Raw genomic sequence first — 21,345 nt, forward strand, 5'->3', positions numbered from 1 at the left:
CGTCGCGGGTTGCGACCGCCGAAGCCGATCATCTGCCCGCACCGATTCAGCGGACCGGCACGATCTACGGCCGGGGCGGGACGCCGATCTCGGCGCCTCCGGTGACCGTCTCGTCGGGTCTTCTCAACGGGCCGTCGGAACGGGCGTCGGATGGCGGCGCCGGTGTGACTCCTGAGATGGCTGGGAGTGGTGGGAGCTCGGATGCGGCCTCGTTGGGTTCGCCGTCCGGGGTGCTGTCCGTGGCTGATCCTGGCGGGTCGACTCAGGCGATCTTCGCCGAGCCGTCCCAGCCGTCCGAGCCGGGTCACGGCGCAGAGCCGCGGCTTGGCGCCGGCGGGCCGGGGATGGGCGGCGCGGAGCCGCGGCTTGGCGCCGGCGTGCCGAGCGCGGGTTCCGGTGAGCCGGGCGCGACTGTCGCGCGACCTGCGTCGGGCGCGGCTGCGTCGGGCGCGGCTGCGTCGGGTGCGGGTTCCGGTGGGCCGGGTATGGGTTCGGGTGGGCCGGGCGCGCCTGTCGCGAGGCCTGCGTCGGGCGCCGCTGGGTCGGGCCCCGGTCTCGGTGGTCCCGGCCCGGGTATCGGTGGGCCGCCGTCACGGGCGATCGCCGACGCTCCCCCGCGGGCGACCTTCGGCGGCCCGCCCCACGCAAGGCCATCGTCCGACGGCCCGGTATCGGCCGGCTCCACCGGGTTTCCCGCGGCGAGTGGCCCGTCGGGTCCGGGCGGCCCGCCTGACCGCCGGGCCGCAGCACCTGTCTTTCGTCCGCCGGGCGCGCGTCCCGCGACCCCTCCCCCCGATGTTGTCGCCGACGGCCGTGTCGGTCAGGTTGGTGAGGCGTCCCCCGGGGGAGGATCGGGAGAACCGCCGTTCCGGACCGCCCCGCGCTCGATGCCCGAGTCTGATCTTGCGGAGAACGATATGACCGACGCCTACGTTTCACGTGAAACGGAGGATCCGCCGCTGGCACAGGAAGCGAAGCGAGCGGTCGAAATTCTGAATCCCAGCGGCGAGATAACCATGCCGAGACCGCCCAAGCGGCGGATCCTCTGCGTCGCGAACCAGAAGGGTGGCGTGGGGAAGACGACCACCGCGGTGAACCTGGCCGTCGCGCTCGCTCTCCACGGCAACCGGGTGCTCGTCATCGATCTCGACCCGCAGGGCAACGCGTCCACGGGTCTGAACGTGCCGCACCACTCCGGCGTCCCGGACATCTACCAGTGCCTGATCGACGGCGTCCCGCTGGACTCCGTGACCCAGGCGGTCGAAGGCATCCCCACGCTGTGGGCCGTCCCGGCGACCATCGACCTCGCCGGTGCGGAGATCGAACTCGTCTCCGTGGTTGCACGTGAATCGCGCCTCCAGCGCGCGATCCGGGCCTCCGAGGGCGAGTACGACTACATCTTCATCGACTGCCCGCCCTCACTCGGCCTGCTGACCGTCAACGCTCTCGTGGCGACGGACGAGGTACTGATTCCGATCCAGTGCGAGTACTACGCGCTGGAGGGTGTGCGGGCCCTGACCGAGAACATCGAGATGATCCGGTCGCACCTGAACCCGGTGCTGGAGGTCTCGACCGTCCTGCTGACGATGTACGACCGGCGTACCCGGCTCGCCGACCTCGTCGAGCAGGACGTGCGCGCCCACTTCGGCGCCAAGTGCCTCAACGCCGTCATCCCCCGGAACGTCCGGGTGTCCGAGGCGCCAAGTTACAGCCAGTCGGTCATGACGTATGACCCCGGTTCGCGGGGCGCGGTCAGCTATTTTGAGGCCGCACAGGAAATCGCTCTGCGCGGTGCTCAGCGCACCCAGCCCGGTGCTCAGCGCACCCAGTCCGGAGGCAACGGATGAAGTCCACACGACGCGGCGGTCTCGGCCGGGGTCTCGGCGCGTTGATCCCGACCGCTCCCCCGCCGGGTTCCGGCGGCACCGCGACGGCGGTCGCCGAGGCGCCCTTGGCTCCGACGCCCGCAGTGATGCCGGCGGTGGATACGGTTCCCGGGCAGGCGGCGCCGGTGGAGCCACCGTCCGCGACGAGGCCCGCTACTGAGGCCGCTGAGGCGGCGCAGGAGACGACCACCGAGGCGGCCCCGGCGGCCGTCCCGGATGAACTTGCTCCGGTGCCCGGAGCGCGCTTCGCGGAGATCCCGCTCGCCTCGATCACGCCGAACCCGAAGCAGCCGCGGCAGGTCTTCGACGACGACGCGCTCGACGAGCTGAAGGCCTCGATCGAGGAGGTCGGCTTCCTTCAGCCGATCGTCGTGCGGGAGCTCGGGCCCGACCGCTTCGAACTCGTCATGGGTGAGCGTCGTCTGCGCGCGGCGACGGCGCTCGGGCGCGAGTCCATCCCGGCGATCGTGCGGGAGACCCGCGACGACGCCATGCTTCGGGACGCGCTGCTGGAGAACATCCACCGGGCGAACCTCAATCCGCTGGAAGAGGCGGCCGCGTACCAGCAACTGCTGGAGGAGTTCGGGGCGACCCACGAGGAGCTCGCGCGCCGCATCGGCCGGAGCCGTCCCCAGATCTCCAACACCATCCGCCTGCTGAACCTGCCGGCGGCGGTGCAGCGTCGGGTCGCCGCGGGCGTCCTCATGGCGGGGCACGCCCGGGCGCTGCTCGCCATCACCGACGGGGAGCACCAGGAGCAACTGGCGCGTCGCATCGTCGCCGAGGGGCTCTCCGTGCGGGCGACCGAGGAACTGGTGAAGCTCGCCCTGGCCGACGGCGAAGACGGTCACAAGCCGGCACCGCCCCAGCGTCGGGCGAAGCCGCACGCTCCCGCACTCAACGACCTCGCTGACAAGCTCTCGGATCGCTTCGACACCCGGGTGAAGGTCGACATCGGCCGCCGCAAGGGCAAGATCACGATCGAGTTCGCCACGGTCGACGACCTGGAGCGGATCGTGGGGATCATCGGAATGGAGGCCCGCGAGTAGGGCACCGTTTCACGTGAAGCGGAGAGAGAAGACCCGGACGGCCAGCGGAGACGCTGGCCGTTCTGCTTTTCCACAGGCGATTTCCACAGGCAACCCCAGTTTCACGTGAAACCACCGGTCACAGCGTTATGGGCCTGTGGATGAAACGCCGGGTCGTCGACCAAATGAGCGCCAACCAGGGGAACGACAGGCCCCCCGGGCGTCCGATAGGGTCGGCACGTGTCGGACGCACCCCTTCCCCTCCCGGCCTTTACCGCATGGCCGACGTTCCCATTCGAGGGCGATCTGCGGGTCAAAAACCTCGCAGACCCCGTCGACGAGGAGCCGCCCCGCCACGGCGAGGACCCCGCCGAGTGCAGCGCCTGCCGGGCGCCCGACTCGGCGTATATCTGGATCAGCGAGCGGTGGCGGGTGCGTTCTCTCGACCGTCCCACCGGTCTCCCGATGGTCCTGATTCTGGAGTCCCGGTCGCACCTCGACATGGGCGACCTGACCAACCTCCTCGCGGCCGAACTCGGGGTGCTCACGGTCCGGCTGGAGCGCGCGATCCGATCGCTCGACGGCGTCGCCCGGGTTCACGTGAATCGGTGGGGCGACGGGTCGGCGCACCTGCACGTCTGGTTCCTCGCGCGTCCGGTGGGCCGACTTCAGCTCCGGGGGACGTTCCTCTCGTTGTGGGACGACATCCTCCCCCGCATTCCGGAGACGCAGTGGCGCGAGAACCTGGCCCACGTCGCCGCATGGCTCGCCGACTTCGGGGGCGAGGCGCTCGCCGAGCCGCCCCACATCGACTGGCAGTCCCCCGCGGAGCTGAACATTCCGAGCGGGGCCGAGGTGAGCGCCGACGAACCGGCCGTCCAGACCGGTGACGCCGACGATGCACCGGACCCCGTCGGAATGGGCTCCAGCGTCGTGGCGGCGGAGACCGCCGAGCTGACCCGCGAGCTCCACATCCCCGACGCCCCGGTCCGCGAGGGCGTGACGACCGTCGCTGTTTCACGTGAAACCGAGAGCACGGTGAATCTCGCCGACGTCGGCGGCGGGGAGACGATGCGCATCCCCATCGCCCGCACGACCGGCGGAGAGACCGTGAACCTCGCCGACGTCACGAGCGGCGAGACGATCCGCTTCCCCACCGGAGAAGCCGGAGGAGCGAGAGAAGCCGCGAACGCCGGAGAAGCCGCCGGCGCCGGAGAAGCCGCGAACTCCCGAGAAGCCGCCGACGCCGGAGAAGCCGCGAACTCCCGAGAAGCCGCGAACGCCGAGGAATCCAGGGAAGCCGCGAACGCCGGAAACGGCGGGAACGGCGGGAGCACAGACGCCGAGACCTCCCCCACGATGCGCTTCAACACGAGCGGAGTCTCCGGCAGCGGGACCCAGACCATGGTCTTCCCCACGGGCGACGCCATGGCCGCCGCAGCGACAACCCCGCCGGCCAAAGCCGATCACGGCCCGTAAACCGGACAGACCGCATAACGGGACGAATATGTCCGTCACCTCCCCCTGAGCGCGATACGCGCGTACGATCTGTTGCTTGGGCGGCTGAGGCCCCTCAGCCATCCAACTCGGATCGTCTGGATCGGTGTATGTCGCGACGCCTGGTCAATCTGACGCTGGACACGCTCGAAGACGTGCCGCGCTCGTGCCGGCAGTGTGTCTTCTGGGAGCTCGACCCGGTGTCGGCCGAGCGGGCCTGCGCCTCCGGCGACCCAGCACTCGAGAAGGAAGCCTGGGTCTCGCAGACGCTCCTCGAATGGGGATCCTGCGGCAAGCTCATCTACGTCGACGGCATGCCCGCCGGCTACGTGATGTTCGCGCCACCGGCCTACGTCCCCCGCTCCATGGCGTTCCCCACGTCGCCGGTCTCACCCGACGCGGTACTCCTCACCACCGCACAGGTGGTCGGGCCGTTCGCCGGTGGTGGGTTGGGCCGCATGCTCGTGCAGGGCGTCGCCCGTGATCTCACCAAGCGCGGCGTGAAGGCGATCGAGGCTTTCGGCGACGCGAAGTTCGGCGAGGCCGACGAGCGCGACCACAACCGCACCGGCTGCCTCGCCCCCGCCGACTTCTTCCTCAGCGTGGGGTTCAAGACCGTCCGGCCGCACCCGCGCTACCCGCGCCTGCGGCTGGAACTGCGTACCGCCCTGTCGTGGAAGTCCGACGTCGAGTACGCGCTGGAGAAGCTCCTCGGCTCGATGACGCCCGACGCACTCCTCCGCCCGGTGCGTCCGGCGCCGGCGACGCGCAGCTCCTCATGAGAGCGACAAAGAACTAGCGGGACGCCAACGCCCGCAGCGCGCTCACGTCGATGGACCCGGTGGGAACGTCCGAGTCCACCGGGAAGTACATCCGCTGCACCGCCGCCATGATGCTCTCGATCACCAGCTCACGGAACCGGGGATCGATCAGCCGGGCGCGGTCGTCGGGCGAGGTCAGGTAACCGACCTCCACGCGCACCGCGGGCATGCGGGTCAACCGCAGCAGGTCCCAGACCTTGCCGTGCGTCTTGCAGTCGAGCATGCCGGTGCGCGCCACGATCTCGCGCTGCACCAACCCGGCCAGCCGCTCCCCCACCGTCGACGAGACGCCGGACGTCGTGCCGAAGTGGTACGTCGCCACCCCCGACGCGAGCGGGTTCGGGTGGCCGTCGATGTGCAGCGAGATGAACAGGTCGGCGCCCACCTCGTTCGCCAGGGTCACGCGCTCGCGGTCGGACACCCGGCCCGACGCCGGGCCGCGCGTCAGGAAGACCCGCATCCCGGCCGCGGCCAGCCGGCCCTCCAGCCGGGCGGCGAGGTCGAACGCCAGGTCGGCCTCGGCGTAGGAGTCGACGACCACGCCTCGGTCCGGTCCGCCGTGGCCCGGGTCGATCACGATGCGCTTGCCCAGCAGCGCCGGGCCGGACGAGCCGAACGCGACCGTCTCGCGGAGCCACTGCGGACGACCACCGACCACCTTGCGGCCGAGTCGCCGCAGCGCGTTCAGGGTCTGCGGGCCGCACGAGCCGTCGGGGTCGAGGCCGACCTCGCGCTGGAACTGGGCCACCGCCCGCGCGGTGCGCTGCCCGTAGATGCCGTCGGTGCGGCCCGGGTCGTAGCCCATCTCCAGGAGGCGCTCCTGCAACTGCAGGACGTCGTCACCGGTGAACGGGTCGGACACGCCGTAGTACAGGGCGCGCTGCCCGAGCCGCCAGCGGGCGCTGTCGAGGGCAAGCCAGGTCTCTTCGTCGACCACGCCATCGGTGGACAGGCCCCGGCTCTGCTGGAACGCCCGGACCGCCTGCTCGGTGGACTCGTCGTAGAAGTCATGCGCGGAGCCATCAACGAGGGCACCCACAGTAATGAGTACGTTACGAATCTCCGCGACTGCTGGGCCGCGCTCGCCGGGCCGGATCGGACGCATCCACAAGCCTCCTAGATGTGTCACGTATAACACGATTCACCACACAGCCAGCTTCGGGGCTAAAACGCCTGATACCCGGCCGGAGCGTACAACCAACGCCCGAACGCCGCAGCCCGGCAGGGATGTGGAAACGATCAAGCGGCCAACCATAAGCAGGCGCCCCGGCCAGGGACAATCACCCATCCCGCCGGGGCGCCCGTCAAACGCCTGACAATAACTACAACGCCGACTCGATCAGCTTCAGGAGGTCGCCCTTGGGTCGTGCGCCGATGAGCGTGTTGACCGGGCGGCCGGCGCGGAACACCGTCAGCGTCGGTACCGACATCACCTGGTATGCCCGGGTGACCTCGGGGTTGGCGTCGATGTCGAGCTTGACGATCTCGACCCGGTCGCCGAGTTCCGTGGCGATCTCCTCGAGCAACGGCTGGACCTTGCGACAGGGCGAGCACCACGACGCCCAGAAATCGACCAGCACTGGCTTGTCAGACTGCAACACGTCGCTGGTGAACGACGTATCGGTGACGACCTTCATCAGGTTCTCTCAACTCCCAAGTTCAGCAAGGAACCGCTCGGCGTCCAGCGCGGCCGCACAACCCGTGCCCGCAGCCGTGATCGCCTGCCGGTAGGTGTGGTCGACCAGGTCGCCGGCGGCGAACACGCCCGGAACCGGGGTTCGGGTGCTGGGCGCCTCGACGAGTACGTACCCGTTCTCGTCCAGCGGAATCTGTCCACGGAAAAGCTCACTCCGCGGATCGTGGCCGATCGCCACGAACACGCCGGTGACGGGCAATTCACGCGATTCGCCGGTAACCGTGTCGGTCAGGCGTACCCCGGCGACCTTGCCCCCGCCGTCGACAATCTCGGAAACAACGGAGTTCCAGACCACCGAGATCTTCGGGTTCGACAGCGCCCGCTCGGCCATGATCTTGCTGGCCCGGAACGAGTCACGCCGGTGGATGATCGTGACCTTCTCGGCGAACTTGGTGAGGAACGTCGCCTCCTCCATCGCCGAGTCACCACCACCGACGACCGCGATCTGCTGGCCACGGAAGAAGAACCCGTCACAGGTCGCACACGACGAGACGCCGTGCCCGAGCAGCTCCTGCTCCCCCGGCACGCCCAGCGGTCGCCAGGCCGAACCGGTGGACAGGATGACCGCCCGCCCCTTGTACGCCGTCTCGTTGATCCAGACGGTCTTCACCGGGCCGTCGAGCTCGACCCGGGTGGCGTCGTCGGTGATGAACTCGGCACCGAAGCGCTCGGCCTGCTTGCGCATGTTGTCCATGAGTTCGGGGCCCAGGATCCCGTCGGGGAATCCCGGGAAGTTCTCGACCTCGGTGGTGGTCATGAGTGCCCCACCCGAGGTCACACCTTCAATCACCAACGGCTTCAGGTTGGCTCGCGCGGCGTACACGGCGGCGGTGTATCCGGCCGGGCCAGACCCCACGATGATGAGGTTGCGGACCTCGTCCACGAGATTGCTCCTTCTACGAAACGTCACCAGCAGAACGCCATCGTACGAAGTGGTGATTCCCGATGGTGCGTGGTCCGTGTGTCAGGTCACGTTAGGGGGCCGTGGAACAATTCGTCGGTCGTTCCGGCGGGCTGCCCGCAGTTCTGCCCGGCCGCCACCACCAGCGGCCGCCCGTCGCCCGCCCGCGCGCCGTCGAGCAGCACGACGACCGCCGGTTTGCCCTCGAACCGCGCCAGGTCGACGACCCGTACCTGACCCCCGAACACCGCCTGAACGGCGTCCAGGCAGTCCCTCAGGACCGCCGGCACCGTCCGGAATCTGGTGAGCTCCGGCGGCTCGCTCCCGGGCGGCAGCGTGCCCTCCAAGCTGTCCGCCTTGGCGTTCGAGTCGGCGGCATTCCGCTCGCTGGTCGCGTACGGCGCCGCGCCCCCCGACGTCAGTTGGGACAGGCCGCCGAACGACCCGGACTGATAGTCGCGCCCGCTGATCACGATTCCGCCCGCGGCCCCGGCGACCGGCGCGGCCTCGTTCACGGCCGGGGCACCGGCGGAGGTGTCGGCCGAGTCCCGCGAGGCGGTCGGGAACGTCGCCACGACCCCCACGCCGAACGCGATCACGGCCGCCGCCGCCGACAGGCCCGCCGCCCACCGCGCCGTCCGCCGCTTCCGGGCGCGTCCCGGCCCGGTTGCGCCGGGCCCGGTCGCGCCGGGGCCGACAGCGCCCGGGCCGCGGGTGGGCCGGGCCTCGGCGCGGCTCACGGTTGCGGCTTCGGGGGAAGATCCGAGATTACGCAGGACGTCGTCCAGCCGGGCGACCACATCCTCGGGTACGGCGTCGACGACCTCGCCGACCGCACGAAGGTCGGCGCTGACCGACGACATCGCCGCGGCCAGGTCGTCGTGCGCGGCCGCCCACTCCGGGTCGGTGTCGACGAGCCCGCGAACCTCGGCGGCGTCGGGGGTGCCGTCGAGCGCCCCACCGACGTAGTCGGCGAGCCGATCCAGATCGACGCGCTCAGTCATGCACCCTCCTCCCGCTCAGATCCGACGCTGGCCGCGGGCGGTGGGTTCCGTAGGTAGCCGAGGAGCCCGGCGAGCCGGGCCCGCCCGCGCGCGCACCGGCTCTTGATGGTGCCCTCGGCGACCTCGAGGATCTCCGCCGCCTCGGCCACCGCGTACCCGTACACATCAACCAGTACCAGGGCGGCCCGCTGGTCGACCGGCAACTGGGCGAGGGCGGCCTGCACGTCGAGGCGGATCTCCCGGTCGGGTGCCGGCGCCACCGTGGTGTCGACCTCGGGCAGCGGCACGGTGGGGCGCACCTTCTGTCGCCGGATGCGGTCGAGACAGGCGTTCACCACGATGCGGTGCAGCCACGTCGTCACCGCGCTGTCGCCCCGGAACCGGGCGGCCGCCCGGTACGCCGAGAGCAGCGCGTCCTGGAGCGCGTCGGCCGCATCTTCCCGGTCGCCCATGGTGCGCAGCGCCACCGCCCACAGCCGGTCGCGGTGGCGTTCGATCAGGGCGCCGAACGCGTCGCGGTCGCCAGCGAGATGCGCGCGCAGCAGCGCGCCGTCGTCTCGGCTGTCGGTGGGCACGGCGTGCAATCTATCCGGATCGCGCTAACCGCGTTGACCTACGGTGACTGCTGACCGCGGACCGCGATCTCCATCACTTCGAGGCGGAACTTGTTCGCCCCGTCGGCGGGCGACGGCGGGATCTTCGTGAACCAGACCAGCAGGTACCGGACCTTCTGCTCCTGGCCGGACAGCAGCAGGCGGGTGGTGGCGTCGACCTTCGGTTCGCCGATGTCGGCCCACCCGACCGCCGCGGCGTCACCCTCCCGCGAATCGGGGACCGCGGTGTTGCTGCCCTTCAACACGACCGTGGCTCCGGACGCCGCCATGTCGATCTGCACGGCCGAGACCGCGGTCTCCTTGCCCAGATCGATCAGCACGCCGATGCCCGGCTTGATGTTGCCGAAGTTCGGGTAGTCGAAGTACTGGTTGGTGCGCCAGGTGGTGCCGGGGTTCCCGTCGACCATCTTGCTGGCGTTCTGCGCGTTGTCACGGTCGTTGACCGGTGCCACGATGCGCAGCGCCGTCGGCGCGATGGTGATGGGCGCGGCCGCACCGGTGCCCGTGGTGGGCGACTTGCCCGGCGCCGCCGTGCCGACCGCGCCCACCTGCGGCGTCGTCGGCGAGTTCTTGCTGCCGCCGAGCGTGTTCACCGCCGCGATCGTGCCGGCGATCGCGATCACCAGCAGTGCCGCGATCACGATGGCCATCTTGCGGCCGGTGGGCGTCGACGACTCGGGCGCCAGCGCGGCGGAGTCGAACGCGTCGAGGTCGAGCGGCTCGTCGGCGAACAGTGCGCCCTCGGCGTTGTCGAGGTGGCTCAGCTCATTGGCCAGCACTTCGGCCGTCGGGAGGTCGAGGTTCGGGTTCAGCAGGTCGACCGTGAGCTGGTCGACCTGGTTCGGGATGCCGGCCCGGATCTGGTGCGGAGCCAGGATCGCGCCGGCGGCGTTGCGGCTCGCGTCGAGCTCGTTGGCGACGCCGGCCTCGACGTGCGGCCAGTTCCCGGTGAGCGCGCAGTACAGCACCGCGCCGATCGCGCGGATGTCGGATTCGACGGTGGCGGCCTCGTCGGCCCGGGCGTCGCCGAGCACCACGCGGCCGTCGTCTCCGATGAGCACCGTGCCCGGCTGCACGTTGCCGTGCGCCATGCCGGTGTCGTGCAGCGCCGAGACGGCGGCGGCGACGGCGTGGGCGATCGCGACGGCCTTGTCGGCCTCCAACGGCCCGTAGCTCGCGACGACCTTGCGCAGCGAGGTGCCCTCGACCCACTCCCGGACCACGTAGGCCCGGTCGCCCTCGTCGATCGCGTCGTAGACGCCGATGAGGTGGGGGTGGACGATGCGACTCGCGGTGACGGCGGCCGACAGCATCTCGGCGGCCGAATCCCCACCGGGATACCGCAACACAACCGTTACCGGCCGCTGGAGAATCACGTCGGACCCGCGCCACAGCTGACGACCGAGCATGTCGTTGCCGATATGCTCCTCGAGCCGGTACCGCTGGGCCAGAACCTCGCCTACCTGCGGTGATCCATGATCAAGAACCTGGGAAGCGGGGGTACGCGCCAGCGGGTCGTCGTCCATCGGCGTCACCCGTCCTCCCTTCCGCCGGACCTGCCCCTCAGCCTATGCGGTGAGCACGACGGTCAAGAGCGACCCTACCCGCCTTGTGCCAATCCACCTGATGCAGCGCGCCCGGTTTGTACTGTGGCTAACCGGATCTGCCGAGCCGGCCCCGGACCATCCGGGTGAGGTCTCGTACCTCGGCTACCCGGAATACCAGTGCAAGCACATAGTAGAGGCCGAACAGCAGCGCGCTACCAAGCAGCAGTTGAACGATGCTGGCGACCTTGCCCGTGCCGCTGACACTGCTGAGCCCGTACACGAGCAGGATCGTGGGAACGGCGGCGACCGCGGCCGCGCCGACCAGCTTGACCAGCGCCGACGCCACCCGCCGTAGCCCGAGGAACCCCAGCCTGCGGCGGAGCAAGTGAATGCTTATCGCCGCGCCGAGGGTGAACGACAGCGCGCTGCCGCCCATCATCGCGGCCGTCACCGCGACCGTCGGCAGGACCACCGCGACGATCAGGTTGGTGACGATGCGGAACCCGACCACGGGGATGTTGATCAGCGACGGCGTGCGGGTGTCGCGCAGGGCGTAGAACGCGAACTGCTGCAACTGCATGATCGCGTAGGGCACCAGGCCGAGGCCGGCGGCGGCGATCACGGGGGCGGTGGCCAGCGCGTTCTCGTGCTTGTAGTTGCCCCACTCGAACAGCGTCACGGCCATCGGGCGGCCGAGCACGATGTAGGCGGCAGTGATCGGTACCAGCACCACCGATACCAGCCGTAGCCCGTTGTTGAGCTGATCGATGAGGTCCTGATGCCGGCCGTCGGCGGCGGCGGCCGACAGCCGTGGCATGAGCGCAGTGAGAACGGACACAGCCACGATGCCGTGCGCCATCATGAAGATCAGAAAGGCATTCTGGAAGACGATGACGCCGGCCTCGCCCTGGGTGCCGACGTCCTTGGCGATCCGCAGCACGACGAACAGGCCGATCTGGTTCACCACGACGTACAGCAGCATCCAGCTGGCGAGCCGGCCCAGTTCGCCGAGGCCCAGCGAGCGGAAGTCGAACCGCGGCTTCCACCGGAACCCCACCTTGTGCAGCGCCGGTAGCAGGCCCGCGGCCTGCACGATGATGCCGCTCATCGTGCCGAGCCCGAGCACCAGGATCTGCGCCGTGGAGATCGTGTCCGGCGCGACCACGTCGCCGCTGGTGACCACGATGAACAGCACCGCGGTGCCGATCACCACGACGTTGTTGAGGATCGGCGTCCACATCGGTGCGGCGAAGTGCCCGCGGGAGTTGAGCAGCGCACCCATCAGGGCCGCCATGCCGTAGCAGAAGATCGCCGGCAGGATCAGGTAGGCCAGGTGGGTGACGAGTTCCTTGTCGTCCGAGGTGACCTTCGACGGCGTGAGCAGCGTGGTGAACAGCGGCGCGGCCAGCACCGCGAGGGTCGTCGCCACGCCGAGGGCGATCACGGCGAGCGTCATCAGGCGCTGGGCGTAGGCCTGGCCGCCGTCCGGGTCGGCCTTCCGGGTGCGCACCAGCACCGGCACGATCACGCTCGACAGCACACCGCCGACGAGCAGTTCGAACACCATGTTCGGCAGGGTGATCGCGAGCTGGTAGTCGTCGGCGACCAGGCCGGCACCGAGGGCGGCGCTGATCGCGGCCGCCCGTAGGAAACCGGTGAGCCGGCTGACGACGCTCCCGGCGGCCATCACCGCGCTGTTCCGCGCGACGCTGCGGCTCTCGGTCGCCGGGGCGCTGGCTCGGGCTGGAGCCGTGGCCGTGGCCGTAGTTGCTGCGGCTCCGGTGGCTGTGGCTCCGGTGGCTATGGCTCCTGTGGCCGCGGCTGTGGCTGTGGCGACCGCGGGCGGGGCGACCGGCGGCGTGACCGTGGAGTCGGGGCCGGTGGTGCCGTCGGTGGTCGGTGGGACGGCTGGGGCCTCCGGCACCCGCGCGGTACCGACCACCGCCTGCGTCGGGTAGCTGGGCGCGTAGCCGGCCTGGGGCGCGTGGCTGGCCTGGGGCGGGTAGCCGGCTTGCGGCGCGTGGCTGGCCTGGGGCGGGTAGCCGGCTTGCGGCATGTGGCCGGCCTGCGGCGGGTAGTTCCGCGGCCGGCCCGATGCGTCGAGGTATGCGGTGGGCTCGGCGTTCAGGGAGTGCTCGGGCACCGACGCGTGTCCGGTGGCGGCGGTCGGCACGTGCGGCGGAAGGGGCGGCCGGGCCGGCGGGGGCGGCACGGGGGCGGCGCCCACCGCGGTCGGCGGTGCGGCGTGACGCGGGCGGTGGGTCTGCACCTGAGGGTGCGGCGGCCCGTCCGGGATCGCCGACATCACGATCGTGTCGTCGGGTGCCATCGCGACCAGGGGCACCGGCGGCGGGGCGTCGACGGCCGTCAGCGGGGAGGCCGGCATCACCACCGTCTGGTCGAAGTCGCCGGCGGGTGGACCGACGGGCACCACCACGGTGCGTTCCGGCTCGTCACCGGCCGGTACGGCGACGGTCTCGTCGGGATCCCCGGGCCGGCTCATGGAATAGGAGGTTACGCGGACGCGGCGAGCCGCACGCGACACGCCCGCGCCGCAGGTGACGGGCGCGCGGAGTGGAAACCCGGGCGCGGAGGTTTCGGCGCTGCGGTTAAGGTTCGTCCGATGTCCGAGACGGCAAACACGGTGAGTACGCCACCGACGAACCGCGAGTTGACCACCGCCCAGCGCCGGGCCGTGGCCGAGCTCATGCGCGTCTCCCCCGTCGCTGACGAGCTCGGCCGGCGGTTCGCCGCCGCCGGGCACGAGCTGCACCTGGTCGGCGGTTCGGTGCGTGATGCGCTGCTCGGCCGGCTCGGCGACGACCTCGACTTCTGCACCGACGCCAAGCCGGAGCAGACGCTCGCGATCATCAAGGGCTGGGCCGAAGCGATCTGGACCACCGGGCAGGAGTTCGGCACGATCGGGCTGCAGCGGGGCGGCCTGCGGCTCGAGGTCACCACGTTCCGGGCCGAGGCGTACGACCGGGTCAGCCGCAACCCGATCGTGAAGTACGGCACCTCGCTCGACGACGACCTGCGCCGGCGCGACTTCACCGTCAACGCGATGGCCGTGTCGGTGCCGGGGCACGTGTTCGCCGACCCGCACGGTGGCCTGGCCGACCTGGCCGCGCGCAAGCTCCGCACGCCGGGCACGCCGCAGGAGTCGTTCGCCGACGACCCGCTGCGCATGCTGCGGGCCGCCCGGTTCGCCGCGCAGTTGCGGTTCGAGGTGGTGCCGCCGGTGCGAGCGGCGATGGAGGCGATGTCGGCCGACCTGGGCCGCATCACCGCCGAGCGGATCCGTGACGAGCTGGTGAAGTTGATGTCCAGCGCCGACCCGGTGACGGGCCTGCGGCTGCTCGTCGACACCGGCCTCGCCGACCAGTTCCTCCCGGAGCTCGCCGGGCTGCGCCTGGAGATCGACGAGCACGCCCAGCACAAGGACGTCTACGAGCACACCCTCACCGTGGTGCGGAACGCGATCGCGTTGGAGACCGACGGTCCCGACTTCGTGTTGCGCCTGGCGGCGCTCATGCACGACGTCGGCAAGCCGGCCACCAAGGCGGTCGGCACGGGTGGCCGGGTCAGCTTCCACCACCACGAGGTGGTCGGCGCGCGCCTCACGAAGCAGCGCATGCAGGCGCTGAAGTTCCCCAAGGACGTGATCTCCGCGGTGTCCGGGCTGGTCGCGCTCCACCTGCGCTTCTACGGCTACGGCCGGGGCGAGTGGACCGACTCGGCGGTGCGCCGCTATGTCACCGACGCCGGCGACCTGCTCGATCGTCTGCACAAGCTCACCCGCAGCGACGTCACCACCCGCAACCGGCGCAAGGCGGCCGCGCTGGCCGCCGACTACACGGCGCTGGAGGAGCGGATCTCCCGGATCGCCGCCGAGGAGGACCTCGCCCGGGTGCGGCCCGACCTCGACGGCAACGAGATCATGAAGCTGCTCGGCATCCCGCCCGGCCCACTCGTTGGCAAGGCGTGGCGTCACCTGAAGGAACTACGCCTCGACCGGGGTCCGCTCACCCACGAGGAGGCCGAGGCCGAACTGCGCCGGTGGGCCGCCGAGCAGGGCGTCTAGGAGACCTGTACCGCCTGGATCACCAGCGACTGGTTCGGCTGGCCGTCGTTGCCCGGCGCGCCACCGGCCGCCACCTGGTCGACGATCTCCAGCCCGCCGGTGACCTTGCCGAACACCGGGTAGTTCGGGTCGATCGGGCTGTCCTTGTAGACCATGAAAAACTGGCTGCCGTTCGTGTCCGGGCCGGCGTTCGCCATCGCCAGCGTGCCGCGCGGGTACGGCGTGCCGCCCGGTGCCGGCAGGTTCTCGTCGTCGAACGAGTAGCCGGGGTCGCCGGAGCCGGTGGCCGTCGGGTCGCCGCACTGGAGCACGAAGATCAGCATGGTCGTGAGCCGGTGGCAGGCGGTGTCGGTGAAGTAGCCGCTCGACGCGAGCGTCATGAACGACTCCACGGTGCACGGCGCGTTGGTGGCGTCAAGCTCCATGGTGATCGGCCCGCGGTTGGTGCCGATCGTGACCTTGACCAGCCCCGACCGGGTCGCCTTGCTGGGCGGGACGACGCGCGGGGTCTTGTCCGACGCCACGTTGAACCGGCAGTTGGCTGAGCCCGGTGCGGCATTCGGCGCGCCCGCACCCGGTGCGGCGGCCGGTGGCGGCACCGACGTGGCGTCCGACGGGACGCCCGACGCGTCGCCGGCCGGGAGGTTGGCCGGGGCGGGGGCGACGCGGGTCGCCACCGGTGCGGTGATGTCGTCGAGGGCGTCGTTCTGGCGGTCGATCAGGGCGGCGGCGCCGGCCCCGGTGAGGGCGACGAGCACCACACCGGCCGCGACGAGGATCGGCCAACGGCGCCGGCGTGGCTTGGCGTGCCGGGGCCGGTAGATCGGGGCGTCGGCGTTGGCCGGTCCGGCGGCCCGGACCGTGCGGCCGGATTCGTTCTCCGGGGCCGCCGGGTTCTCGGCGGCGCGATCTTCGGCAGCGGGGTCGTCGGGGTCGGCAGCGTGCTGGCCGGTGGGCTTGGCGGAAGGCCCGGCGGTGGGCCCGGCGGTGGGCTTGGCGGCGGGCTTGGCGGCGAGCCCGGCAGCGGGGTCGTCGTCGGCCGAGTCGTCGGCGTGCTGGCCGGTGGGCTTGGCGGTGGACTTGGTGGTGGGCACGTCGGCGGTGGACTTGGTGGTGGGCACGTCGGCGGTGGGCTTGGTGGTGGGCTCTTCGGCCGGCTCCTCAACAGGGTTCGCGGGGCGGGCGTCGTCGGGCTCGGTGTCGGCGGCGTGTTGGGCCGGAGTGCGGTCGGGCCCGGGCGTGTCCGATTGGCGACCGGCCTTCTGCGACGCGCGCCTCCGGCCGGCCCGGGGTTCGGTCTTCGGGGTGTCGCCGGGGGTTGCCTCGCCGGGTGCGGTTGCCTGCTCGACACCGGCCATGGTCCACTCCCCTGTAACTCAAAGCAACTGTGACGATACTGATCGTAACAACTACATTGCCCGGATTGTGGGCTTGACCTGCCGGAGCAGGTGATGCCGCCTCTCGACACCGTGGTTTACCGTCGCTTTCCTAGCCGACCTTGGAACCCACTGGAGGAGACACCAATGCAGCCGTGTCCCAACTGCGGCCGCACGGAGCTCAGTCCGGCCGGCAACTGCCAGAACTGCGGGTTGTTCCGGGGCAACGAGGGCTACGGCCAGGGTTACGGCCAGGGTCACGCGCCGGGTCAGTACGCGCCCGCCCAGTACCCGGCCGGCCAGTACCAGGCGCAGCCGGGGTACCAGTACCAGCAGCCCTACGGGGCGCAGCCGCAGTACGGCGCCGGCTACCAGGCGCCGCAGCCCGCCCCGCCGGCGCGGCGGCCGTCGACCGTGCCGCTGATCGTGCTGTCGGTGATCGCGGTGATCCTGGTGATCGGCATCGTGGGCGTGGTGCTCGTGCGCGCGGCCGACGACGAAGACCCGGGCGGCGGCGGCAACGGTGGCAACGGCACCACCGCCAGCGGCATCGACAAGTGCGTGGTCGGATCGTGGCGGATCACCAGCGCCAAGGAGAAGGTCGACCAGGACGGGACGCTCATCGAGTTCACCGCCCGCGGTGGAAACGTCGATCTGAAGGACGACGGTTCCGGCAAGATCGACTATGGCTCGGGCGTCACGTACACGGGCAAGGTCTCCGGCCAGAACGTCACGATCACGTTCACCGGCTCGGTGACGTTCTCGTTCAAGACGGTCGACGGCTCGTTCACGTTCAGCAACGTGTCACCGAACGGCACCGCGACGGTCAAGGTCAACGGCACCACCACGACGTCGATCCCGCTGGACATGGACACCAAGCCGGCCAAGTACACGTGCAGCGGCAACTCGCTGACGCAGTCGACCGACCTGGCCACCACCGAGATGAGCAAGTAAAGGATTCACGTGAAACGGGCCGGTCAGACCCGGGCGGCCACCGTCTCGGGTTCCGGCTCGGGCTGGCGGATGTCGTCGCCGACGCGCATGGCCCAGCGGCCACCGGTGAACGCGTACCAGATCGCCACCACGACGAAGCCGAGCGACACGGAGAACAGCACCTCGACCGAGCGCCCGTCGGTCGGCAGCACCAGGGCGCCGAGGAACAGGCCGACGACGAAGCTGACGTTGAACATCGTGTCGCTGAGGCTGAAGACCCGGCCGCGATAGTCGTCGGCGCACTCGTGCTGCAAGTCGGTGTCGACGATGATCTTGGCGCCCTGGCCGGCCAGGTTGACGAAGAACACCGCGATCGCCAGCAGGTACGGCGAGAACGACGGGCCGAACACGGCGATGGCGAGGCCCTCCAGGGCCAGCAGCAGGGTCAGCCAGCGCCAGCCGGCGACCCGGCGGGCCAGCGGCGGGGTCAGCACCGAGGCGGCCAGATTGCCCACCCCGCCACCGATGAACACCGCGGCGAGACCCGGCACGGCACCCGACACGTCACCGTCTTCGGCCACCGGGCTGCGGAACATGAGCAGCGCCGACAGCGTCAGGACGCCGAACAGCACCCGCTGGCCGCTCTGCGCGAGCAGCGCGTACGCCGCACCCCGCTGGGCGGCGAGGTGGCGTACCCCGTCGACCATCTCCCGGCCCGAGGAGGCGAGCACGTTGCGGAGGCTGGCGGACGGCGGGTGGTCGGGGCCGAGGTCGTCCTTGCCGAACGACCACCGGGCCAGCAGCGCCGACGCGGTGTAGCCGACCACGGCCACCGACGCGATCACCCCGTAGCCGTGGTAGCTGGCCAGGTCGAACGCGGTGAGCGCGGCGAACGCGGTGCACAGGCCGAGCGCGAAGCAGACCGAACCCATCGTGGTGGCCAGCGAGTTCGCCGTGACCAGGCGCCGGTCCTCAACCACGTGCGGAATCGCCGCCGAGACGCCGGCGACGAAGAAGCGGTTGAACCCGATGATCAGGAACGAGAGGGTGAGGAACCCGAGCCCCTCGTCGGCATTGAAGATCAGAAGGGCGGCGGGGATCACCAGCAACGCGCGGAGCAGGTTCGCCACGAACAGGATCGAGCGACGGCTCCACCGGTCGAGGAAGCCGCCGACGTACGGCCCGACGAGCGAGTACGGCAGCAGGAGCAGCGCGAACCCGACCGCGATGGCCAGCGGGTTCGTGGCCTTCTCCGGGTTGAACAACACGCTGCCCGCGAGGCCCGCCTGGAACCACCCGTCGCCGACATGGCTGAGCATCCGCACACCGAGCAGACGGCGGAACCCGCGGTGCCGGAGCACGGCGCGCAGGTTGTGGGAACGGGTGGAGCCTGGGGAGGGCACGGCTTCGAGAGTAGCCACGCCAGCCGCTCCCGCACCTCGAACGTACGGTTCGGAGCCCGAATTGGGGAGAACGGCCGAGTGGGTCATGTCTAGCCGGTCGGCCGTACGGACGACCGCCTGAGCATTCGACCGAGGCAGGATGGGTGCCATGCGGTGGGCGGCGGTCTCCTCTCCGATCGGTGAACTCGGTGTCGCGATCGACACGGACGGGCTCTGCAGCGTGCAGTTCCAGGGGGCGCCACCAGGGCGCGCCGAGGAGCCCGACGGCCTGCTGGCCACCGCCGCGGTCCAACTGACGGAGTACTTCGAGGGTGTGCGCACGGAGTTCGACCTCCCCCTGGTGGTACGCAGCGGAACGGAGTTCGAGCGCAGGGTCTGGGACCGGATCGCTGCCATTGAGTACGGGGAAACCACCACGTACGGCTCAATCGCCACGGAACTCGGTGACCCCGGTGCCGCCCGGGCCGTCGGCGTCGCGTGCAACCGCAACCCGCTGCCGCTGGTCATCCCGTGCCACCGGGTGGTCGGTGCGGGCGGGAAACTGGTCGGGTTCGGGGGTGGTCTCCCCCGCAAGGTGCACCTGCTCGAACTGGAGGCGCGCGTGACCATCGAGGCGGCGTTCCGGTGAACCACCCGCGGCTCGGATTTCCGTAGCCGGAGGGGACTGCGCGCGTCATAAATAAAAGAGCCGGGCCGAAGCCCGGCTCTTCCGAAATTCTGCCTAGCGCTCGATCGTGCCGGCGATGAAGTTCTCGACCGACTCGCGGGCGTCGAAATCGTGGTACTGCTCGGGCGGCGACTTCATGAAGTACGACGACGCCGAGAGGATCGGGCCGCCGATGCCGCGGTCGAGCGCGATCTTGGCCGCCCGCACCGCGTCGATGATGATGCCCGCCGAGTTGGGCGAGTCCCAGACCTCCAGCTTGAGCTCGGCGTTCAGCGGCGTGTCGCCGAACGACCTGCCCTCGAGCCGGATGTAGGCCCACTTGCGGTCGTCGAGCCACGGCACGTGGTCGGACGGGCCGATGTGGACGGCGCCCGCGTTCATCTCGTGCGGGATCTGGCTCGTGACCGACTGCGTCTTCGAGATCTTCTTCGACTGGAGGCGGTCGCGCTCCAGCATGTTCATGAAGTCCATGTTGCCGCCGAAGTTGAGCTGGTACGTGCGCAGCAGCTCGACCCCGCGCTCCTCGAAGAGGCGCGCCAGCTGGCGGTGCACGATGGTGGCACCCACCTGGCTCTTGATGTCGTCGCCGACGATCGGCACACCGGCGTCGGTGAACTTCTGCGCCCACTCCGGGTCGGAGGCGATGAAGACCGGCAGCGCGTTGACGAACGCGACCTTCGCGTCGATCGCGCACTGGGCGTAGAACTTGTCGGCCTGCTCGGAGCCCACCGGTAGGTAGGAGACGAGCACGTCGACCCGCGCCTCGCGCAGCGCCGCGACCACGTCGACGGAGGGCTCGTCGCTCTCCTCGACCATCTCGCGGTAGTACTTGCCCAGGCCGTCGTAGGTCGGGCCACGCTGCACCGTGATGCCGGTCGGTGGTACGTCGCAGATCTTGATCGTGTTGTTCTCGCTGGCCACGATGGCCTCGGCGAGGTCACGACCGACCTTCTTGGCGTCGACGTCGAAGGCGGCGACGAACTCGACGTCACCCACGTGATATTCGCCGAACTTCACGTGCATGAGGCCGGGGACGCGGGTTGCCGGGTCGGCGTTGCGGTAGTACTCGACCCCCTGAATGAGGGACGAGGCACAGTTGCCGACACCGACGATGGCCACGCGGACGGAGCCCATGTCGGGTGCCTCCTTTGAGATCTTTCGCCTGGGAAAGCCGGCGAGGGGTTGGCTACTTGCTTTCGGGCCGTGCATCTGGATCTGGGGTGACCTCCGGCGGGCGGCCGGAGCGTTCGTGTGCGATGAGTTCCTCCAGCCAGCGGACCTCGCGCTCGCATGCGTCGAGACCGTGCCGCTGGAGTTCGAGCGTGTAGGCGTCGAGCCGCTCCGCAGCGCGGCCCAACGTGGTGCGCAGGCCCTCGCGCCGCTCCTCGACGCGCCGACGTCGGCCCTCGAGGATGCGCAATCGGGTGGCCTGATCGGTACGTGAGAAGAACGCGAAGTGCACCCCGAAACCGGGATCGTCGAACGTTTCCGGCCCCGTACTGCCGAGCAGATCCTGGAACCGCTCTTTGCCCTCGGCTGTGATCTTGTACACGACTTTGCCCCGCTTGGACGCCAATGGCGGAGCATCCTTGTCGGCCGCCGCCGACTCCTCGGTGATCCAGCCGGCGAGCTTCATGCGACGCAGCGTGGGATAGAGCGACCCGTAGCTGATCGCCGCCCGGAACGCCCCCAGCTTGGTGGCAAGCTGTTTGCGCAGCTCGTAACCGTGCATGGGGGTCTCCATCAGGAGACCGAGGATCGCGAGCTCGAGCATCGTGTTCCGGCCTCCCTCCGATGTATCGCGCCGATACATCGGGACGGTAGCTCGGTTCATCTGCCGTTCGCAAGACCATCGACCACTGTTACCTGTGTGACTACGGAAAGTAAC

At 70.2% G+C, this 21,345-nt stretch carries 17 protein-coding genes and 1 pseudogene; 7 read left to right on the forward strand and 11 right to left on the reverse strand.

The genetic code is table 11. The features are described 5' to 3' along the window. The first annotated feature begins 575 nt into the window (after positions 1-575). The 4 genes from Vau01_RS35800 to Vau01_RS35815 all read left to right on the forward strand — a co-directional run bounded on the left by Vau01_RS35800 (position 576) and on the right by Vau01_RS35815 (position 5,193). A complete protein-coding gene (locus Vau01_RS35800; protein ID WP_373320352.1) occupies positions 576-1,847 on the forward strand; it encodes an AAA family ATPase in 1,272 nt (423 codons plus the stop codon). Beyond that, positions 1,844-2,935, forward strand: a complete 1,092-nt coding sequence (locus tag Vau01_RS35805) for a ParB/RepB/Spo0J family partition protein (protein ID WP_204002500.1) — start codon at positions 1,844-1,846, stop codon at positions 2,933-2,935. Before Vau01_RS35800 ends, Vau01_RS35805 begins: the two co-directional genes overlap by 4 nt. Positions 2,936-3,379: 444 nt before the next feature. Continuing rightward, a complete protein-coding gene (locus tag Vau01_RS63790) occupies positions 3,380-4,393 on the forward strand; it encodes a hypothetical protein (protein ID WP_239152141.1) in 1,014 nt (337 codons plus the stop codon). A 128-nt stretch (positions 4,394-4,521) separates the two neighbouring features. Beyond that, positions 4,522-5,193 (forward strand): GNAT family N-acetyltransferase, encoded by a 672-nt coding sequence (locus Vau01_RS35815; protein ID WP_204002503.1) that lies wholly within the window; start codon positions 4,522-4,524, stop codon positions 5,191-5,193. Between the two features lie 13 nt (positions 5,194-5,206). Here the strand turns inward: Vau01_RS35815 and Vau01_RS35820 are convergent, their stop codons facing one another. The 7 genes and pseudogenes from Vau01_RS35820 to murJ form a co-directional block, all read right to left on the reverse strand. Beyond that, entirely contained in the window at positions 5,207-6,337 is a 1,131-nt protein-coding gene (locus tag Vau01_RS35820; protein ID WP_204002506.1) for an N-acetylmuramoyl-L-alanine amidase, read from the reverse strand. Positions 6,338-6,554: 217 nt separating this feature from the next. Continuing rightward, positions 6,555-6,869: a thioredoxin gene (gene trxA / locus Vau01_RS35825; RefSeq protein ID WP_204002508.1), complete on the reverse strand. Its 315-nt coding sequence runs from the start codon at positions 6,867-6,869 to the stop codon at positions 6,555-6,557. Between the two features lie 9 nt (positions 6,870-6,878). Beyond that, entirely contained in the window at positions 6,879-7,811 is a 933-nt protein-coding gene (gene trxB, locus Vau01_RS35830; protein WP_204002510.1) for a thioredoxin-disulfide reductase, read from the reverse strand. 86 nt (positions 7,812-7,897) lie between these two features. Continuing rightward, complete coding sequence (locus Vau01_RS35835) at positions 7,898-8,833, reverse strand: RsmA family anti-sigma factor (RefSeq protein ID WP_204002512.1); 936 nt, start codon at positions 8,831-8,833, stop codon at positions 7,898-7,900. 20 nt (positions 8,834-8,853) lie between these two features. Beyond that, positions 8,854-9,417, reverse strand: a pseudogene (sigM, locus tag Vau01_RS35840) (RNA polymerase sigma factor SigM); the annotation flags it as partial. A gap of 29 nt (positions 9,418-9,446) precedes the next feature. Beyond that, a complete protein-coding gene (locus Vau01_RS35845) occupies positions 9,447-10,973 on the reverse strand; it encodes a protein kinase domain-containing protein (RefSeq protein ID WP_204003048.1) in 1,527 nt (508 codons plus the stop codon). A 127-nt stretch (positions 10,974-11,100) separates the two neighbouring features. Next, positions 11,101-13,497 carry a murein biosynthesis integral membrane protein MurJ gene (gene murJ, locus Vau01_RS35850; protein WP_204002515.1) on the reverse strand — a complete coding sequence of 799 codons (2,397 nt, stop codon included), beginning with the start codon at positions 13,495-13,497 and terminating at the stop codon, positions 11,101-11,103. Positions 13,498-13,617: 120 nt separating this feature from the next. On the opposite strand from murJ, the gene Vau01_RS35855 reads away from it, so the two are divergent. After that, the gene (locus Vau01_RS35855; protein ID WP_204002517.1) at positions 13,618-15,078 is read left to right on the forward strand and encodes a CCA tRNA nucleotidyltransferase; all 1,461 of its coding nucleotides are present in this window, start codon (positions 13,618-13,620) and stop codon (positions 15,076-15,078) included. Here the strand turns inward: Vau01_RS35855 and Vau01_RS64770 are convergent. Beyond that, positions 15,075-16,436 (reverse strand): peptidylprolyl isomerase, encoded by a 1,362-nt coding sequence (locus Vau01_RS64770; protein WP_204002519.1) that lies wholly within the window; start codon positions 16,434-16,436, stop codon positions 15,075-15,077. The genes Vau01_RS35855 and Vau01_RS64770 overlap by 4 nt on opposite strands. A gap of 165 nt (positions 16,437-16,601) precedes the next feature. Here Vau01_RS64770 and Vau01_RS35865 point away from each other — a divergent pair, with 165 nt between their 5' ends. Further along, positions 16,602-17,408 (forward strand): lipocalin-like domain-containing protein, encoded by an 807-nt coding sequence (locus Vau01_RS35865; protein ID WP_204002521.1) that lies wholly within the window; start codon positions 16,602-16,604, stop codon positions 17,406-17,408. Between the two features lie 23 nt (positions 17,409-17,431). Here the strand turns inward: Vau01_RS35865 and Vau01_RS35870 are convergent, their stop codons facing one another. Beyond that, a complete protein-coding gene (locus Vau01_RS35870; protein ID WP_204002523.1) occupies positions 17,432-18,790 on the reverse strand; it encodes an MFS transporter in 1,359 nt (452 codons plus the stop codon). A 148-nt stretch (positions 18,791-18,938) separates the two neighbouring features. Here Vau01_RS35870 and Vau01_RS35875 point away from each other — a divergent pair, with 148 nt between their 5' ends. Then, on the forward strand, positions 18,939-19,418 hold the full coding sequence (locus Vau01_RS35875; protein ID WP_204002525.1) for a methylated-DNA--[protein]-cysteine S-methyltransferase: 480 nt from the start codon (positions 18,939-18,941) through the stop codon (positions 19,416-19,418). A gap of 93 nt (positions 19,419-19,511) precedes the next feature. On the opposite strand, the gene Vau01_RS35880 is transcribed toward Vau01_RS35875, so the two are convergent. Both Vau01_RS35880 and Vau01_RS35885 read right to left on the reverse strand, forming a co-directional pair. Then, positions 19,512-20,591, reverse strand: a complete 1,080-nt coding sequence (locus Vau01_RS35880; RefSeq protein WP_204002543.1) for an inositol-3-phosphate synthase — start codon at positions 20,589-20,591, stop codon at positions 19,512-19,514. A 52-nt stretch (positions 20,592-20,643) separates the two neighbouring features. Beyond that, positions 20,644-21,231 (reverse strand): PadR family transcriptional regulator, encoded by a 588-nt coding sequence (locus tag Vau01_RS35885; RefSeq protein WP_204002545.1) that lies wholly within the window; start codon positions 21,229-21,231, stop codon positions 20,644-20,646. Between the last annotated feature and the right edge of the window lie 114 nt (positions 21,232-21,345).

It is taken from the genome of Virgisporangium aurantiacum, from assembly GCF_016863635.1.
GTDB lineage: Bacteria > Actinomycetota > Actinomycetes > Mycobacteriales > Micromonosporaceae > Virgisporangium > Virgisporangium aurantiacum.

Bases quoted from the DNA above. Each gene is read 5' to 3' on its own strand.
- Vau01_RS35805 (WP_204002500.1), top strand. From the start codon at position 1,844: ATGAAGTCCACACGACGCGGCGGTCTCGGCCGGGGTCTCGGCGCGTTG.
- Vau01_RS63790 (WP_239152141.1), top strand. From the start codon at position 3,380: ATGGTCCTGATTCTGGAGTCCCGGTCGCACCTCGACATGGGCGACCTG.
- Vau01_RS35815 (WP_204002503.1), top strand. From the start codon at position 4,522: ATGTCGCGACGCCTGGTCAATCTGACGCTGGACACGCTCGAAGACGTG.
- Vau01_RS35820 (WP_204002506.1), bottom strand. From the start codon at position 6,337: ATGCGTCCGATCCGGCCCGGCGAGCGCGGCCCAGCAGTCGCGGAGATT.
- trxA (WP_204002508.1), bottom strand. From the start codon at position 6,869: ATGAAGGTCGTCACCGATACGTCGTTCACCAGCGACGTGTTGCAGTCT.
- Vau01_RS35835 (WP_204002512.1), bottom strand. From the start codon at position 8,833: ATGACTGAGCGCGTCGATCTGGATCGGCTCGCCGACTACGTCGGTGGG.
- Vau01_RS35845 (WP_204003048.1), bottom strand. From the start codon at position 10,973: ATGGACGACGACCCGCTGGCGCGTACCCCCGCTTCCCAGGTTCTTGAT.
- murJ (WP_204002515.1), bottom strand. From the start codon at position 13,497: ATGAGCCGGCCCGGGGATCCCGACGAGACCGTCGCCGTACCGGCCGGT.
- Vau01_RS35855 (WP_204002517.1), top strand. From the start codon at position 13,618: ATGTCCGAGACGGCAAACACGGTGAGTACGCCACCGACGAACCGCGAG.
- Vau01_RS64770 (WP_204002519.1), bottom strand. From the start codon at position 16,436: ATGGCCGGTGTCGAGCAGGCAACCGCACCCGGCGAGGCAACCCCCGGC.
- Vau01_RS35865 (WP_204002521.1), top strand. From the start codon at position 16,602: ATGCAGCCGTGTCCCAACTGCGGCCGCACGGAGCTCAGTCCGGCCGGC.
- Vau01_RS35875 (WP_204002525.1), top strand. From the start codon at position 18,939: ATGCGGTGGGCGGCGGTCTCCTCTCCGATCGGTGAACTCGGTGTCGCG.
- Vau01_RS35880 (WP_204002543.1), bottom strand. From the start codon at position 20,591: ATGGGCTCCGTCCGCGTGGCCATCGTCGGTGTCGGCAACTGTGCCTCG.
- Vau01_RS35885 (WP_204002545.1), bottom strand. From the start codon at position 21,231: ATGCTCGAGCTCGCGATCCTCGGTCTCCTGATGGAGACCCCCATGCAC.